17 protein-coding genes and 1 pseudogene are annotated in these 16,357 nt (G+C 59.2%); 14 read left to right on the top strand and 4 right to left on the bottom strand.

The window, feature by feature from the left end:
* The first annotated feature begins 44 nt into the window (after nt 1-44).
* The 5 genes from K5E40_RS04345 (at nt 45) to K5E40_RS04325 (ending at nt 3,840) form a co-directional block, all read left to right on the top strand.
* Nucleotides 45-2,027 carry a type VI secretion system tip protein VgrG gene (locus K5E40_RS04345; RefSeq protein WP_221729788.1) on the top strand — a complete coding sequence of 661 codons (1,983 nt, stop codon included), beginning with the start codon at nt 45-47 and terminating at the stop codon, nt 2,025-2,027.
* A gap of 36 nt (nt 2,028-2,063) precedes the next feature.
* Nucleotides 2,064-2,336: a hypothetical protein gene (locus K5E40_RS04340; RefSeq protein WP_221729787.1), complete on the top strand. Its 273-nt coding sequence runs from the start codon at nt 2,064-2,066 to the stop codon at nt 2,334-2,336.
* 101 nt (nt 2,337-2,437) lie between these two features.
* Complete coding sequence (locus tag K5E40_RS34895; RefSeq protein ID WP_260455510.1) at nt 2,438-2,929, top strand: hypothetical protein; 492 nt, start codon at nt 2,438-2,440, stop codon at nt 2,927-2,929.
* A gap of 152 nt (nt 2,930-3,081) precedes the next feature.
* On the top strand, nt 3,082-3,351 hold the full coding sequence (locus K5E40_RS04330) for a DUF2790 domain-containing protein (protein WP_221729786.1): 270 nt from the start codon (nt 3,082-3,084) through the stop codon (nt 3,349-3,351).
* 90 nt (nt 3,352-3,441) lie between these two features.
* Nucleotides 3,442-3,840 carry a hypothetical protein gene (locus tag K5E40_RS04325; RefSeq protein WP_221729785.1) on the top strand — a complete coding sequence of 133 codons (399 nt, stop codon included), beginning with the start codon at nt 3,442-3,444 and terminating at the stop codon, nt 3,838-3,840.
* Here K5E40_RS04325 and K5E40_RS04320 read toward each other — a convergent pair.
* Nucleotides 3,837-4,106: a DUF1652 domain-containing protein gene (locus tag K5E40_RS04320; protein ID WP_221729859.1), complete on the bottom strand. Its 270-nt coding sequence runs from the start codon at nt 4,104-4,106 to the stop codon at nt 3,837-3,839. The genes K5E40_RS04325 and K5E40_RS04320 overlap by 4 nt on opposite strands.
* Nucleotides 4,107-4,477: 371 nt before the next feature.
* Between K5E40_RS04320 and eco the strand changes: the two genes are divergently transcribed.
* Nucleotides 4,478-4,963 (top strand): serine protease inhibitor ecotin, encoded by a 486-nt coding sequence (gene eco / locus K5E40_RS04315; RefSeq protein WP_221729784.1) that lies wholly within the window; start codon nt 4,478-4,480, stop codon nt 4,961-4,963.
* A gap of 21 nt (nt 4,964-4,984) precedes the next feature.
* Nucleotides 4,985-5,290, top strand: coding sequence for an NIPSNAP family protein (locus K5E40_RS04310; protein ID WP_221729783.1), 306 nt, complete (start codon nt 4,985-4,987; stop codon nt 5,288-5,290).
* 28 nt (nt 5,291-5,318) lie between these two features.
* Here the strand turns inward: K5E40_RS04310 and ilvA are convergent.
* Nucleotides 5,319-6,308, bottom strand: a pseudogene (gene ilvA, locus K5E40_RS04305) (threonine ammonia-lyase, biosynthetic); the annotation flags it as partial.
* A gap of 251 nt (nt 6,309-6,559) precedes the next feature.
* On the opposite strand from ilvA, the gene K5E40_RS04300 reads away from it, so the two are divergent.
* The 5 genes from K5E40_RS04300 (at nt 6,560) to pncA (ending at nt 9,716) form a co-directional block, all read left to right on the top strand.
* Nucleotides 6,560-6,895: a DUF2834 domain-containing protein gene (locus K5E40_RS04300; RefSeq protein ID WP_221729781.1), complete on the top strand. Its 336-nt coding sequence runs from the start codon at nt 6,560-6,562 to the stop codon at nt 6,893-6,895.
* Between the two features lie 305 nt (nt 6,896-7,200).
* Nucleotides 7,201-7,734, top strand: a complete 534-nt coding sequence (locus K5E40_RS04295; protein ID WP_221729780.1) for a tetratricopeptide repeat protein — start codon at nt 7,201-7,203, stop codon at nt 7,732-7,734.
* A gap of 19 nt (nt 7,735-7,753) precedes the next feature.
* Complete coding sequence (locus K5E40_RS04290) at nt 7,754-8,284, top strand: RNA polymerase sigma factor (protein WP_401133173.1); 531 nt, start codon at nt 7,754-7,756, stop codon at nt 8,282-8,284.
* The gene (locus tag K5E40_RS04285) at nt 8,281-9,039 is read left to right on the top strand and encodes an anti-sigma factor (RefSeq protein ID WP_221729779.1); all 759 of its coding nucleotides are present in this window, start codon (nt 8,281-8,283) and stop codon (nt 9,037-9,039) included. The genes K5E40_RS04290 and K5E40_RS04285 overlap by 4 nt, the downstream gene beginning before the upstream one ends.
* A gap of 50 nt (nt 9,040-9,089) precedes the next feature.
* Nucleotides 9,090-9,716 (top strand): bifunctional nicotinamidase/pyrazinamidase, encoded by a 627-nt coding sequence (gene pncA, locus K5E40_RS04280; RefSeq protein WP_221729778.1) that lies wholly within the window; start codon nt 9,090-9,092, stop codon nt 9,714-9,716.
* Between the two features lie 43 nt (nt 9,717-9,759).
* Here the strand turns inward: pncA and K5E40_RS04275 are convergent, their stop codons facing one another.
* Together K5E40_RS04275 and K5E40_RS04270 are read right to left on the bottom strand one after the other, a co-directional pair.
* Nucleotides 9,760-11,061 (bottom strand): ATP-binding protein, encoded by a 1,302-nt coding sequence (locus K5E40_RS04275; protein ID WP_221729777.1) that lies wholly within the window; start codon nt 11,059-11,061, stop codon nt 9,760-9,762.
* Nucleotides 11,062-11,065: 4 nt separating this feature from the next.
* On the bottom strand, nt 11,066-11,767 hold the full coding sequence (locus K5E40_RS04270) for a response regulator transcription factor (protein ID WP_122607702.1): 702 nt from the start codon (nt 11,765-11,767) through the stop codon (nt 11,066-11,068).
* A 293-nt stretch (nt 11,768-12,060) separates the two neighbouring features.
* Here K5E40_RS04270 and K5E40_RS04265 point away from each other — a divergent pair, with 293 nt between their 5' ends.
* Both K5E40_RS04265 and K5E40_RS04260 read left to right on the top strand, forming a co-directional pair.
* Nucleotides 12,061-13,218: an efflux RND transporter periplasmic adaptor subunit gene (locus tag K5E40_RS04265; protein WP_221729776.1), complete on the top strand. Its 1,158-nt coding sequence runs from the start codon at nt 12,061-12,063 to the stop codon at nt 13,216-13,218.
* A 15-nt stretch (nt 13,219-13,233) separates the two neighbouring features.
* On the top strand, nt 13,234-16,332 hold the full coding sequence (locus tag K5E40_RS04260; RefSeq protein WP_221729775.1) for an efflux RND transporter permease subunit: 3,099 nt from the start codon (nt 13,234-13,236) through the stop codon (nt 16,330-16,332).
* Nucleotides 16,333-16,357 lie beyond the last annotated feature (25 nt).

Here is a 16,357-nt window from a genome sequence, read left to right as displayed (position 1 = left end):
GACATCATCCGTCACCTGCTTATTCAACGGACGGAACTCTAGGCATGCTGGACGCCAACGCAACCCACATCACCCTCACGCTTGAAGGCGCCAACGCCGACCTGCAAGTCCTCAGCTTCACCGGTCGCGAAGCCCTCAACGAACCGTTCCGTTTTGACCTCGAACTGGTCAGCGTCCGCCCCGATCTGAAGCTCGAAGAGCTGCTGCACAAGCCCGGTGTGCTGACCTTTGGCGCCACCGGCGAAGGCAAGATTCATGGCCTGGTGTATCGCATCGAGCAAGGCGATTCCGGCAAGACCCTGACCCGATACAGCATCAGCCTGGTGCCGCAACTGGCGTACCTGCGGCACAACCATGATCAGCAAATTTTCCAGCAACTGACCGTGCCGAAGATCATCGCTCAGGTGCTGGAAGATCGCGGCATTCTCGCCGACGCCTACAGTTTCCAGCTCGGCGCCGAGTACCCCGAGCGCGACTACTGCGTGCAGTACGACGAATCAGACCTGCACTTCATCCAGCGCCTGTGCGAAGAGGAAGGCATTCACTTCCACTTCCAGCACAGCAGTAGCGGCCACAAACTGGTGTTCGGCGACGACCAGACGGTGTTTCGCAAACTTAAAGCCGTGAGCTACCAGCAAGACTCCGGCATGAGCGCTGACAAACCGGTGATCAAGCGCTTCAACCTGCGCCTGGAAACCCGCACCACTCGCGTCAGCCGCCGCGACTACGACTTCGAAAAGCCGCAGATCCTCCCCGAAAGCACGGCAACCAGCCCTTTCGCCCCGGACCTCGAAGACTACGATTACCCCGGCCGCTTCACTACCCGCGAGCGCGGCAAGCTCCTCTCGACCCGCGCACTGGAACGCCATCGCAGCGACTTCAAACTCGCCGAAGGCAAAGGTGACGAACCAACCCTCACCAGCGGCCATTTCCTCACCCTCGCCGAACACCCGCGCGCCGAGTGGAACGATATGTGGTTGCTGCTCGAAGTCTTCCACGAAGGCAAGCAACCGCAAGTGCTCGGCGAAAACGTCACCAGCGACGTCACCGACAACAAAAGCGATTTCCACCAGGGCTACCGCAACAGCTTCCTCGCCACCCCGTGGGACGCGCACTACCGCCCTGCCCTCGAACACCCGAAACCAAAAGTCCTCGGCAGCCAGACCGCCATCGTCACCGGTCCCGCCGGCGAAGAAATCCACTGCGATCAATACGGCCGCATCAAGGTCCAGTTCCACTGGGACCGCGACGGCCAGGGCGACGACAAAACCACCTGCTGGATGCGCGTCGCCAGCGGCTGGGCCGGCAGCGCCTACGGCGGCCTCGCCATCCCGCGCATCGGCATGGAAGTCCTCGTCACCTTCCTCGAAGGCGACCCCGACCAGCCACTGGTCACGGGATGCCTGTACCACAAAGAAAACGTCGTCCCCTACGACCTCCCGGCGAACAAGACCCGCAGCACCTTCAAAACCCTCAGCTCCCCGGGCGGCAAGGGCTACAACGAATTCCGCATCGAAGACAAAAAAGGCATCGAACAGATCTACATCCACGCCCAGCGCGACTGGGACGAAAACATCGAGCACGACCAGAAGATCCGCGTCGGCAACGAACGGCATGACACCGTCGAAGCCAACACCCTGAGCGAATTCAAGGTTGAAGAACACCGGATCACCCATCTGGATCGCGCCAGTGAAATGCGTGCGGATGACCACCTGACGGTTGGCGTGACCCAACATGTGAAAGTGGGTACGGCGCAGTTTGTCGAGGCCGGGACGGAGATTCACTACCACGCTGGCGAGAAGGTTGTGGTTGAGGGAGGCATGGAGCTCACGGCCAAGGCTGGTGGGAGTTTTGTGAAGGTTGATGCGGGTGGTGTGACGATTAGTGGGGCTGAGGTGAAGGCTAATACTGGCGGCGCGCCGGGGGTTGGGACCGGGATCGGGATTTTGATTCCGTTGATTCCCGGGTTGGCGGCAACGGACATTGCCGGCAGGTTGATGAAAACGGCCAAGGCCAATCCGACCTAGCTGGAACTGAACCTGCATTACGGCAACCTTGAACCCGTGCCCGGCGCCTCATATCGCGTTGATTTTGCGGACGGCTCGACACATGAAGGCGTGCTGGATGACAACGGATTCGCCCGGTTGGAGGACGTGCCAAAAGGTCCGACCAAAGTCTATTACGGCGAAGATCCGCGGCCGTTCAGCCGCGAAAGTGTCGCAGTGGTGCAAAACTCGGACGAGAAAGTTAACGACGATTTACGCAAGCTCGGCCTGGACCCAAACAAGGTTGATTTACAAGCATTAGTGGAGCAAGCCGCAGGGAGGCTGACATAAGTGAGGCAGTAGTTGAGAGCCCAAACGAGGACGGCGAAGACCGTAGCGCCGCCTGTCAAGAAGCCGCCGTTGAGCTGGCAAAAGGCATCGCCCTCGGCGCTGTGCCGTTTCTGGGTCAGGCCATTGATGCCTACGACACCATCGAATCCGCTATCGTCCTCTACAACGCAGAGTCGACTGATGGCAAGGAAGACGCACAGTTCGACCTGCTGATGGCCGTCATCGGCTGGATTCCGGGCCCGGGCGACGGCCTTAAAAAAAGCCTGCGAATCGTCAAAGTAACCGCCAGCACCGTGACCAAACAGTGGGAGGCGGCCGTGTACAGGCTTGGTCAACCGAGAACAATCAAACTCAGCTCGCCCGAAGGCGTCCTGCACACAGCCGCCACAGCAATGCACTGCGCGAACAACGATGTTCGCGCCGCAAATGATGGCACATATGCAATTGATTATTCTCAGGTGACCAAACCCGAATCACTGATTTTGCAGCGACGCCAAACCATAACCGCCCCACTCCAGCAGCCGAAAGCAGACAAGGCATCTGCGCTTGTAGGAATACGCACTGCATCTCGAAGAAATCGCCCCGCTCTCTGACAGCCGGTTTTTAACTCGGTTAACCATCGCTTAACGTTGCGGTCAAAAACTCTACTGAACCGCACTCCCTCAGCGCTTTTGGCTGACGCCCAGTGCGGCAGGTTTGGCGCGCAACATGCCGAACTCTCTTCGCGCCGTACGGGAGTCCTTTCATGAACATTCGTCACCTCATGCTCACCACCTCCCTTGCCTGCACCGCGTTCGCAGGGCTGGCACAAGCCAATGACACATCGTCTATGCAAAATGCCGTGCCTTATGAGTACGGCATGCCGCTACATGTAGCGCAGGTGGTGTCCTTGACTGAGCCGCTAACCATGGATTGCAAGGTCATCACGGCCCACATGAAGTACATCGACAACAACGGCAACGCTGAGCAAATCAGTTATCGAAAATTGTCAGATGCGTGCAGTTATCAAAACTGACGGAAAGCTCTGATTTGCGGGTTTGCGGTAGGCGCGAAGTGTTTTGTGCGGTTATGCTCGGTGCTTTCTTCACTGCCGCAAGGATTCGCCATGCAGTTGTCATTTCGCGCGTTGTCAGGCATCACCTCTTCTTTGTGTGTTCTGCTGGCGCTGGTTTGGGGCTTTTTGCCGGACGTGCTGTTGGCGATCTGGAGTATTGAGTATTCGACGGCGGCAGGATTTGTCGCACGGCGCAGCGCGGTGCTGTTTGCAGCGTTGGGCGTGATGTTTTATCTGGTGCGCAAAGCGCCGGTGTCACTCGCGCGTAATGCCCTGAGCAACGGTTTTATCGTTGGGTGTTTTGGTCTGGCGGTGCTGGGTTTTGCTGAATGGTTGAACGGCCACGCCGGCCCCGTGATTCTGCTCGCGGTGCTGGTCGAGTTCGCGCTGGGCCTTGGGTTTGTGCAGGCCCGGCGCGTGACCGTCGAACAGGGTGAAACAGTGCGTTAAACGGCTTTTGATCGAGGACTGTAATGATGTGGCGTCGCTTGTTGTGCCAGATCCGAGCGCAGTCCGGCGATCAGGTCGTTGATTGCGCGAGAGCCATTGAGGTGGCTGGCATCAATGCCGCTGACGAGCAGGTCGACCTGATCGGTCTGGTGATCGCCGAAGACCTTGACGGTCATCGACAGCTCCGGCGACAGCGTGCATTGGCAACGTTTCGGCAGAAAGCTGCTTTCAATGATATTGCGTAGTTCCAAAGCAGACAGAAACATGGTGAAACTCTCCTTGATAATGAAACGGCCAATCAACGCTTCACGTTGACCGTTTTTACTGCCCCTGCGCGGGTGGATCCCCGCTATTTCCCTGGGTGCGGCAAACGGTTGTACGGCGAAATGCCTCTTGGAGTGTAGGCGCCCGAACCCGGTGCGCTGCACCAAACAGACGCATAAAGCGTGCCTTTCATCGGATCGTTTTGACCCTATAAAAATCAAGCACTTGGCGACGAGGCCAGTATTTGGCCAGTTGCAAAATGCAAGAAAAGGCCTTCCAGGCCCTGCAAATTGCAACTCGGCGTCGGTTTGCATTCGACGCGCGTGAGGGTAAGAATGCCGCTCAACCACACTACACCCGCAAGGAGGCTCCCATGGTTTCTTTCCGCGCCGGCGCGACCACCGGCCTGATCATCGCCACCCTGTCCACGTTTGCTCACGCCGCCAAACTGGAAGATGTGGCGCCGTATCCCAAGGCGGAAGCCGGTTTCACTCGTCAGGTCATTCATCTGCCCAAGCAGGATCAGGAAGAGAACTTTCAGGTCGAGATCCTCGCGGGTAAAACCCTTGAAGTGGATTGCAATCGCCAACACTTGGGCGGCGTGCTTGCCGAGAAAAACCTCGAGGGCTGGGGCTACCCGTTCTATCGACTGGAAAGGGTCAGCGGTCCGATGAGCACGATGATGGCCTGCCCTGCCGGGATCCCGAAGAAACGCGCGTTCGTGCCCGTCGTCGGTGACGGCTTCTTGCTGCGTTACAACAGTAAACTGCCGGTCGTGGTTTATGCGCCCTCGGACGTGGAAGTGCGCTATCGCATCTGGTCGGCTTCGGACAAAGTCGGCACTGCCATTCAGGAATGACCTGAGCAAGGAGCGACATCTGTGATTACCTGCCACGTCAGATACGTGATCGATCCTTACCAATTGACGGAGTTCGAGGCCTACGCCAAGGCTTGGCTCGGCATTGTCGAGCGACTGGGCGGCACCCATCGCGGCTACTTCCTGCCGTCAGAGGGTGCGAGCAATATCGCTTACTGCCTGTTCAGTTTTCCGTCGTTGGCGGATTACGAAAGCTACCGGCATATCGCCCTGACCGATCCGCAAAGCAGCGCGCTGGTGCAATCACTGCTCGAGAAGAAGTTCATCGTCAGCTACGAGCGCAGCTTTCTGCGCCCATTGTTGGCTTGAGCGCTTACGCTGGAACGCCGCATGCAGCGGCGCGCTCAGCGACGTGGCGCAGGCTGTCGAAGTTGATGTTGGCACCTGAGTCGATCGCCACGAAGGTCTGATCCCGCACACCGCTTCGCGCCACGTACTGTTTGATCCCGGCCACCGCCAATGCGCCGGAAGGTTCGGTGATCGAGCGGGTATCGTCGTAGATGTTTTTGATTGCCGCACAGAGGTCGTCGTTGCTGACCGTGAGCACCTCATCTACGCAAAAGCGGCACACCTCAAACCCATACTCACCGATCTGCGCCACGGCCACGCCGTCGGCGAAAGTGCCGACATTGGGCAATACCACCCGCTCTCCGGCGTGCATGGCCGCTTTCAGGCACGCGGAATGTTCGGACTCGACGCCGATAATGCGCACTTCAGGGCGCAGGTATTTGACGTAGGCGGCGATCCCGGCGATCAAACCACCACCGCCAACCGGGATGAAGATCGCGTCCAGCGTGCCTTGATGCTGACGGAGGATCTCCATCGCTACAGTGCCTTGCCCGGCAATCACCTCCGTATCGTCGAAGGGCGAAACAAAGGTGCGCCCGGTCTGCGCGGCCAGTTGCAGCGCATGGGCCAGGGCAAACGGGAAGCTTTCGCCATGCAGCAGCGCTTCGGCGCCGCGACTTCGCACACCCAGCACTTTCAACTCCGGCGTTGTCGACGGCATGACGATGATTGCAGCGATCCCTAACTCCCGCGCCGCCAGCGCCACACCTTGGGCATGATTGCCGGCCGAGGCGGTGATCACCCCGCGTGCCTTCTGCTCGTCACTCAACTGCACGAGTTTGTTGTAGGCACCGCGGATCTTGAAGGAGAACGTCGGTTGCAGGTCTTCACGCTTGAGCAGGATGCGGTTGCCCAGTGCTTCAGACAACGCTGGCGCAGCCTGCAACGGCGTGCGTATGGCAATGTCGTAGACCGGCGCGGCAAGGATCTTTTTCACGTATTGCTCAAGCAAGGCTTGCTGGTCGGGGCTGTGCGGCATGGTCGTCTCCTGACGCTTTGATCAGAAACCCGGAGACAGAAAATGAAAACCCGCCTCTAGGGCGGGTTGGGTGCTGCAGTCGTGAGCTAGCCCGCCAAATGAGGAATGGCGGTAATAATGCTTGGCTGGCAGCGCAATACGGTGGAAGTCATGGGCCGAAATTAGCCCGGGCGTTGCTCGCAAGTCAATGGCCAATTTTGCGTGGCAACGCTAGGCTGGCGATTGCCCTCATCACTTCAAGGAACGAACGCATGATGTCTATCGCTTTGCCCCTCACCGCTTTGCTCGCGTTTACCGGTTATACGGTTTCGGTAATGCTTCAGGCTGAACAGTCGCTGATCAACTTCGGGATCAGCCTGATGTCGCACCCGGATACCGCGCAGGTGGTGATTGATTTGTATGTGCTGGCGACACTGGCCGGCGTTTGGATGATCAAGGATGCCAAGGCCCGTGGGCAGTCAGGTTGGTCGGTGGTGCCTTACTTGCTGTTGACGGCGGTTTTCGTGTCGGTTGGGCCTTTGTTGTATCTGGTGGTTCGTGGGGTTCGGCAGCGGAAGAAAATTGTCGAGGCGGCTCAACTGAGCTGAACCGGATTTGGTGTTGATGCTCAACCAGCGTTTGCGGGCAATTCACAAAGGTTTCAGCGTCAATCACGGTTTTATGCCCATCAAGGCCCAGCGTCGCGGTCAGCCATTCACTGACCTGCCGCGCAGTGATGGACCTGATCTTTCATGACTACTCTCCTTGCGTCAAAGCTTCGGATCAACGGCAGATGCCCATAAGCATAGCGCCCGAATTTAGGCCTACCTTGAACAGTCACTGACAAAGCAATGAATAAAATTTCGCTCTGTGGTGTTCAAAGTCAGACACAACCCTCTGTGGAGCCTTGCCCATGACTATCCGTTCCGTTATGTTCGCCGCGCCCTTGCTGCTGACCGCAGCCCTGTCCAGCCATTTGGCATTTGCCAATGGCGATGAAGAGGAACCGGTCAAGAAACCCGAATGCCCCGAAGGCCAGGTCCGGGACAGCAAAACGCAGAAGTGTGTATTGCAAACCAGCAGTCTGTTGCCCGACGCCGATCGTACCGATTACGCCTATCGTCTCGCCAAGGACGGTCGCTACGACGAAGCGCTGGCGCTGCTCGACACCCTGAAACAACCGAACACCGCCAAGGCCCTCAACTATCGCGGTTACGCCACACGCAAACTGGGCCGTACCGATGAAGGTATTGGCTATTACCTGCAATCGGTGAAACTCGATCCGCAGTACGCGCAAGTGCGCGAATACCTCGGCGAGGCCTATGTGATCAAAGGTCGCGTCGATCTGGCGCAGGAACAGTTGCAGCAGATCAAATCGATTTGCGGCACGCCTTGCGAGGAGTATCAGGACTTGGCTGAAGCCATCAACAATTCATCGAAAACCTGAGCATCAATTAGCGGAGGCGATCATCGTCAGCGATCAGGCATTCAGAACAGAACTCGGGCAGCACCTGGCGCGACTATGGCGCTACGGTTTGTTGCTGTCGCGCAATCGGCATGTGGCCGAGGATCTCGTGCAGGCCACATGCGTGCGGGCACTTGAGCGTTCTGCGCAGTACGTGGCCGGCACGCGGATGGATCACTGGCTGCTGAGCATTCTCCATTCGATCTGGCTCAACGAAGTGCGCGCCCGACGTGTGCGTCAGGGTTCGGGCCAGGTCGATGCCGATGGGCAACTGGCGTTCGATGGCGAGTACGCAGCGCAGACCCACGTCATGGCGGCGCAGGTGATCCGCCGGGTCGATGCGTTGCCCGAAGCCCAGCGCGAAACCGTGTATCTGGCTTACGTCGAGGGCCTGTCCTATCGCGAAGTGGCGCAGATTCTACAAGTGCCGATCGGCACGGTGATGAGCCGCCTGGCGACCGCGCGCCTGAAACTCGCCGAATACCCGCCGTTGCAATCAGTGCCGAAAACCACCGAAGGAGACCGCTCGTGAACACACCTTCGGATGAGCAACTGGTGGCGTATCTGGACGATGAACTCGACCCGGATTATCGCCGCCAACTCGACCACGCCATTGCCGACGATCCGCTGCTCAACCTGCGCGTGCAGTGGCTGAGCCGCAGCAGCCTGCCGTTCAAGAATGCTTACGATGAACTTGCGCAACAGGCGCCACTGGATCGACTGCAAGCGCGGCTCGATGCCATCCCCTCGCCGCAAAAGCCAGGGCTGAGCCGACGCTGGTTCATCGGCGCGGCGGCAGCCGCACTGGTGACCGGTGGCGTGCTGACGGATCGTTTGTTTCTCGGCTGGCAGGCGCAGCAAGCGCATAACTGGCGCGGTGTGGTCGGCGACTACATGGCGCTTTACGTGACGCAGACGCTAGAGCACTTGCCCACTGATGAGGCCTCACAACGCGCGCAGTTGCGCAGCATTGATGCGAGACTTGGCCTGAGCCTTTCGCCAGCCGCATTGAAACTGCCCGGCGCTGAACTCAAACGCGCACAAATGCTTGAGTACGACGGCGTACCGATTGCGCAGATCGTCTATCTGGATGGGAAACATGGGCCGCTCGCCCTGTGTGCCACGCGTTCGAACAGCGGCAGCCGTCCGTTGCAACATGAACGTCGGCATGAGATGAACGTGGTGTTTTGGACCGAGCAAGAACATGCATGGATGCTGATCGGCCGAGACGCCGCCGAAGGGCTCGAAGAAAAGGCAAATTTGTTGAGAAGTCGTTTAGCGGTATGAGAAAAACCACTTCTATGCTGGAAAGTCATCTTCCAAGGAGTATTTAACCGATGCCGATTTCCTCTCGCACTGCATTACTGGTGATCGACGTTCAAAACGACTTCATCCCCGGCGGTCAATTGCCGGTGCCTGAAGGCGACCAGATTGTACCGCTGATCAATCGAATTGCCGGCGGTTTCAAACAGATCGTCATTGCCCAGGACTGGCACCCGAAGGGTCATGTCTCATTCGCTTCCAGCCACCCCGGCCGTCAACCCTTCGATGTCATCAAACTGCCGTACGGTGAGCAGACACTTTGGCCCGACCATTGTGTGCAAGCCACACCCGGCGCCGAGTTCCACCCGGAACTGGACCTGTCCCACGCCCAATTGATCATCCGCAAGGGCTGCAATCCGGACATCGACAGCTATTCGGCGTTTCTCGAGGCAGACCGACGCACCACCACGGGTTTGTCCGGTTATCTGATCGAGCGCGGCATCGATACGGTGTATATGGTTGGCCTGGCGCTGGATTTTTGTGTGATGTTCTCGGCACTGGATGCGCGGGCGGCGGGGTTCAATACTTTTGTGGTGCTGGATGCCTGCCGCGCGATTGATCTGGATGGATCACTGGCCTCAGCGATGGATCGCATGAAAGGCGCCGGGGTCGGGTTGATTCAATCGACCGACCTGTTATGAACGGTAGGAACTGCAGCACGCAGCTCCTACAGGCATTTGAGGATCAGGCATTGGTGGGTAGCCACAGGCGGAATCGCGCCCCACCCAACGGCGAAGACTGGACCGTCAATGTACCGCTCTGCGCTTCCAATGCGCGGCGACTGATCGCCAGCCCAAGGCCGAAACCACCCGTGGCCCGATCACGGCTGCGATCAAGTCGATAGAACGGTTCGAAAATCCGCTCACGCTCATCGTCGGGAATACCGATGCCGTCGTCATCCACCCAGATCTCACAACCGGCAGCGTTAACCTGCACGCCGATCTGAATACGCTTTTCGCAATAACGCATGGCGTTGCGCAGCAGATTCTGAATGGCCCTTGCGGTCAATCGAGGATCGAGCGAAAAACGTTCCAACTGGCCGTGCAGCAACACATCGATGACGATATCCGGCGACTCCAGTTCTTCGTCGACGCTGCCCAAAATGCTGTCGATGAACTCATCCAGCGACACCTCGACCTGCTCGGGCAACTGCGCCGGGTTCTGCAGGCGGCTGTAAGACAGCAACTCCAACACCAGCTCGTCCAGCTCACGAATGTGCGCAACCAATCCCTGCAAACGCTCGCGGCTCGTGGCTGGCAAATCGTCGGACAGCGCCAGGGCCAGACCGAAATCCAGGCGCGTCAATGGCGTGCGTAATTCGTGGGAGACCGCGTTGAGCAGATCGCGCTGCTGGTTGAGCAGGTTCTCGATGTCGCCGGCCATGGTGTCGAACACATTGGCCAAGCTGCCGATGTTCGAACTCGGGGCAATTTTTGTGCGCTCACTCAAATGGCCTTTACCAAAACGCTCAGCGGTACCTTTGAGGCGCTCCAGATCACGCCAGTGAGGGCGCAACCACATCAACAGGCAGGCGAGCAGCGTGGCGCCGACCAATACGTTGATGCTCCAGTACAACAGATTGACGTCCAGCGGGTCCGGCGGCACGACCATTTGCACCACAGAGGTGTCGTCAAGCGGCGTGACTGCGAGCGTACGCCAACCCCAGTCGCCGATGCGGACCACGTTCTCGCCGCGCTGCAATCGCTTTCGCTCAATGGCGGTGAAGTCGGCATCGTCGATGCGCGCCAGTACGATGTGCAGCGGCTGGAAATCTTTGTCCATGGTTGCCGCCACAACGGGCCATTGCGCCTTGGGCACCGCATGAAACTGTTTGGTGATCAGCGTTTGCAGACCACGGGAAAAATCAAGGTTATAGGTGACGAACCGCTCCCTGAAAGCCATGACCACCAGGTCTGGCACCAGATAGATCGCTGCGCTGTACGAGACAATCGTCACCAGATAGAGACGAAACAGGATGCGAAACATCAGATCAACATTCCCATTCAGAGCGACTGAACAAGTAACCCTTGCCCCACACGGTCTTTATCTTGCGGGCCTCACCGGCATGGTCATCGAACTTGCGTCGCAACTTGGAAATCGCCACGTCCACGGAGCGGTCAGTACCGTTGAACTCGATGCCACGCAGACGTTGCAGAATCTGGTCGCGGCTGAGCACTTCGCCGGCGTGTCGCGCCAGCACCACCAGCAAGTTGTACTCGCCACTGGACAACTCGACTGGCTGCTCGCGCCAGGTCACGGTGCGTTCCGACAGGTCGATGCACAGGTTACCCATGAGGATGCGGTCGTTGGCCGTCAACGGCTCGCCAAGGCTGCTGCGGCGCAATAACGTGCGCACCCGAGCCAACAGCACCCGTGGTTCACAGGGTTTGGTGACGTAATCGTCGGCGCCCATTTCCAGGCCCAGCACCTGATCGTGGCTGTCGTCGCGCGCGGTAAGCATCAGGATCGGTAGCGTCGCCGAGTCGGCGCGCAGCAAACGACAGACTTGCAGGCCATCGAGCCCTGGCAGCATCAGATCGAGGATCACCAGATCCGGCGGATTGACCCGCGCCCGTTCGCGCACATGGTCGCCACGGCCAATGACGCTGACGGAATAGCCGTTGCGTTCAAGGTAGCTGGAAATCAGTTCGGCGAGGGCGGTGTCGTCTTCGACCAGGAGGATGTTGGGCATGGGGGTGTTCCAAAAAGAGCTGTGGCGACGGGTCGGGCCTCATCGCGGGCAAGCTCGCTCCCACAGGGATTTGATGGAAACACAAATGTTGTGAGCACCACCGACCACTGTGGGAGCGAGCTTGCGAGCGAAAGCGGTTTATCTGTCGCAATAAATTTCAAGGCCTAAAGGATATACGCCCTCGCCCATTCCTGAGTAAAACCCTTACACAATTTCACACAGCGCCTACAAAGCTTCACCGCTACTCTCGGCAACTGCCCGTAGGATGCGGGCATCAATATTGGGGGTGGTAAATGTTCAACAAACTGCTGGCCGGTCTCGGCCTGATCGCGATGGCGCTCACGCTGAGCGCCTGTGACTCTTCTACGAACGCCGAAGAACAGTCCCCGCCAGCCACCGTGCGCATCGAGACCATCGAAGCCCGCCCCCTGTCGATCAGCAACGACCTCAGCGGCCGCATCGCCGCGCCACGCATTGCCCAAGTGCGTGCCCGAGTACCCGGCGTGGTGCTGCAACGCACCTTCCACGAAGGCAGCGACGTAAAAAAGGGCGACGTGCTGTTCCGCATCGACCCGGCACCGTTCAAGGCGGATCTGGACAGCGCCCAAGCCTCATTGCGCAAAGCTGAAGCGAATGCATTCCAGGCCAAACTGCAGGAGCAGCGCTACGCGCAGTTGATCGACGACAAAGCCATCAGCGCTCAGGACTACGACAACGCCCGCGCCAATGCCCGACAGACTGCCGCCGATGTCGCCGCCAACAAAGCCGCGGTGGAGCGCGCGAAGCTGAACCTCGGCTACGCCACCGTCACCGCGCCGATTTCCGGGCGTATCGGCCGCGCGCTGGTCACCGAGGGCGCGCTGGTCGGGCAGAACGAGACCACCCCCTTGGCGCTGATTCAGCAACTCAACCCGATCTACGCCGACCTCACCCAGTCGACCCGCGAGCTCAATGAATTGCGCCGCGCGTTCCGTTCCGGGCAATTACAGGAAGTCGGCCAGGACGAGGTCAAAGCCACGCTGATTCAGGATGACGGCAGTCTGTATCCGTTGCCGGGAAAACTCTTGTTCAGCGACATCACCGTTGATCCGGGCACCGGCCAGATCATCCTGCGCAGCGAATTCCCCAATCCAGACCTCGACCTGCTGCCTGGCAGTTTCATTCGCGTGCGTCTGGAACAGGCAACGATCCCGAACGGCATCACCGTGCCGCAACGCGCCGTGCAGCGTGACAGCGCCGGCATTGCTCAGGTGCTGACGGTCGACGAGCAAATGCGCGTGGCCGAGCAACCGGTGCAACTGGGCGCGGTGCAAAACAATCGCTGGATCGTCACCGGCGGCCTTAAACCCGGTGACCGCATTGTCATCGAAGGCCTGCAACACGCCCGCCCCGGCGAGAAAGTACAGATCGACGACACCCCTCTTCCACTTGCCCAGACCTCTGGTCAGTAAGCAGGACGCTTTTATATGCCGCAGTTCTTTATCGATCGCCCGGTGTTTGCCTGGGTGGTTGCACTGTTCATCCTGTTGGCCGGCGCGCTGGCCATCCCCCAGTTGCCGGTGGCGCAGTACCCCGACGTCGCGCCACCACAAATCGAAATCTATGCCGTGTACCCCGGCGCGTCGGCGCAAACCGTCGATGAAAGCGTGGTCAGCCTGATCGAGGAAGAGCTCAACGGCGCCGACCACCTGCTTTACTTTGAATCGCAAAGCAGCCTCGGTAGCGCGACGATCAAGGCCACGTTCCAACCGGGAACCAACCCGGAACTGGCGCAGGTCGACGTGCAAAACCGCCTCAAAGTCGTCGAGTCGCGCCTGCCGCAAGCGGTGAACCAGCAAGGTTTGCAGGTGGAGAAAGTGTCCTCCGGCTTCCTGTTGCTGATCAGCCTGACGTCCAGCGACGGCAAGCTCGATGACGTGGCGCTCAGTGATTATCTGGCGCGCAACGTAATGAACGAGATCAAGCGTCTGGACGGCGTCGGCAAGGCTCAGTTGTATGGCGCTGAACGGGCCATGCGTATCTGGATCGATCCGCAGAAGCTCATCGGTTTCAACCTGACCCCGGCCGACGTCAACGCTGCCATCGTTGCGCAAAATGCCCAGGTGTCGGCAGGCAGCATCGGCGATCTGCCGAACCCTTCCAGCCAGGAAATCACTGCAACGATTCTGGTCAAAGGTCAGTTGTCGACGCCTGAAGAATTCGCCGACATCGTGCTCAAGGCCAACCCCGACGGTTCCACCGTGCGCGTCAGAGACGTGGCGCGGGTCGAGATCGGCAGTCAGGAATACCAATTCGGTACGCGTCTCAATGGCAAGCCTTCCACCGCCGTTGGCGTGCAATTGTCGCCGGGGGCGAACGCGCTGAGCACCGCGACACTGGTGCGGGCGAAGATGGATGAGCTGTCGCGCTACTTCCCGGCCGGCGTGGAATACAACATCCCGTATGACACCTCGCCGTTCGTCAAAGTCTCGATCACCAAAGTGGTTTACACCCTCGGCGAAGCGATGCTCCTGGTGTTTGCAGTGATGTTTCTGTTCCTGCAGAACGTGCGCTACACGCTGATCCCGACGCTGGTGGTACCGGTCGCGCTGATGGGCACCTTCGCGACCATGCTGGCGCTGGGTTTCTCGATCAACGTGCTGACCATGTTCGGCATGGTGCTGGCCATCGGCATTCTGGTGGACGACGCCATTGTCGTGGTGGAGAACGTCGAGCGAATCATGGCCACCGAAGGTTTGTCGCCCAAGCAAGCCACGCGCAAGGCGATGACGCAGATTACCGGCGCCATCATCGGTATCACGCTGGTGTTGGTGGCTGTATTCATCCCGATGGCGTTCATGCAGGGTTCCGTCGGGGTGATCTATCAACAGTTCTCGCTGTCGATGGCGACGTCGATTCTGTTCTCGGCGTTCCTTGCCCTGACCCTCACGCCGGCATTGTGCGCCACGCTGCTCAAGCCGATTGCCAAGGGCGAGCATCATGAAAAGGCCGGATTCTTCGGCTGGTTCAATCGCCGCTTCGAGCATTTGACCAATCGTTATCAAGGCTGGGTCGGTTATGCGCTGAAGCGTACCGGGCGCTATCTACTGATCTACGTCGTGTTGCTGGTTGGCCTGGGTATTTGCTTCATGCGCCTGCCCTCCTCGTTTTTGCCGGTGGAAGATCAGGGCTACACGATCACCGACATTCAATTGCCGCCGGGCGCAACCAAGAACCGCACGGTGCAAGTGGCCGAACAGCTGGAAGCGCATAACGCCGGCGAACCAGGTATCAGCGACAGCGTGGTGATTCTCGGCTTCAGTTTCTCCGGTAGCGGACAGAACGCCGCGTTGGCGTTTTCCACGCTGAAGGATTGGTCGCAACGCAGCAGCGATGATTCGGCCAGCTCGATTGCCGACCGCGCCAACATCGCGCTGAGTCAAATCAAGGATGCCGTGGCGTTCTCGGTGCTGCCACCGCCGGTGGACGGCCTCGGTACGTCCAGCGGTTTCGAGTTCCGTCTGCAGGATCGCGGCGGCCTCGGCCACGCGACGTTGATGCAGGCGCGTACCGAATTGCTCGCGGCCGCCGAGAAAAGCCCAGTGCTGATGAATGTGCGCGAAAGTGCGCTGGCCGAAGCGCCGCAAGTGCAGCTTGAGGTGGATCGCAAGCAGGCCAACGCTCTGGGCGTTTCGTTCGCCGACATCGGCAATGTGCTGTCCACCGCTGTAGGCTCGGCCTACGTTAACGACTTCCCCAATCAGGGACGGATGCAGCGTGTCGTCGTACAGGCTGAAGGCGACCAACGCAGTCAGGTCGATGACTTGCTGAAAATGCACGTGCGCAACAACGCCGGAAACATGGTGCCGCTGTCAGCCTTTGTGCAAGCCAAGTGGATTCAGGGCCCGGCGCAATTGACCCGATACAACGGCTACCCGGCGATTGCGATTTCCGGCGAGCCATCACCCGGTCACAGCACCGGCGAGGCTATGGCCGAGGTTGAACGTCTTGTCGCGCAAGGGCCGAAGGGTTTAGGCCAGGAATGGACCGGCCTGTCGTTGCAGGAGCGTTTATCCGGCAGTCAGGCGCCGATGCTGCTCGGCTTGTCGCTGCTGATCGTGTTCCTGTGTCTGGCGGCGCTGTATGAGAGCTGGTCGATTCCGACCTCGGTGCTTCTGGTGGTGCCACTTGGCGTGCTCGGTGCGGTATTGGCGGTGACGCTGCGCGGGATGCCCAACGACGTGTTTTTCAAGGTTGGCTTGATTACGATCATTGGCTTATCGGCGAAGAACGCGATCCTGATCATCGAGTTCGCCAAGAGCCTGTACGACGAAGGCCACGACCTGATCGACGCGACACTGCAAGCCGCGCGCCTGCGTCTGCGCCCGATCGTGATGACCTCGCTGGCGTTTATCCTCGGCGTGGTGCCACTGGCCATCGCCACCGGTGCCAGCTCGGCGAGCCAGCAAGCGATCGGCACCGGGGTGATCGGCGGGATGATCACGGCGACGCTGGCTGTGATCTTCGTCCCGGTGTTCTTCGTCGTCGTCATGAAGCTCGTACAGAAATTCAGCAAGCACCACTGACCCATTGTGGGAGCGGGCTGCTCGC

The sequence above is a fragment of the Pseudomonas baetica genome, assembly GCF_019733355.1.
Classification (GTDB): Bacteria; Pseudomonadota; Gammaproteobacteria; order Pseudomonadales; family Pseudomonadaceae; genus Aquipseudomonas; species Aquipseudomonas baetica_A.
The sequence above is the reverse complement of the archived record's forward strand: the minus strand, read 5'-3'. Positions and strand labels throughout refer to the sequence as shown.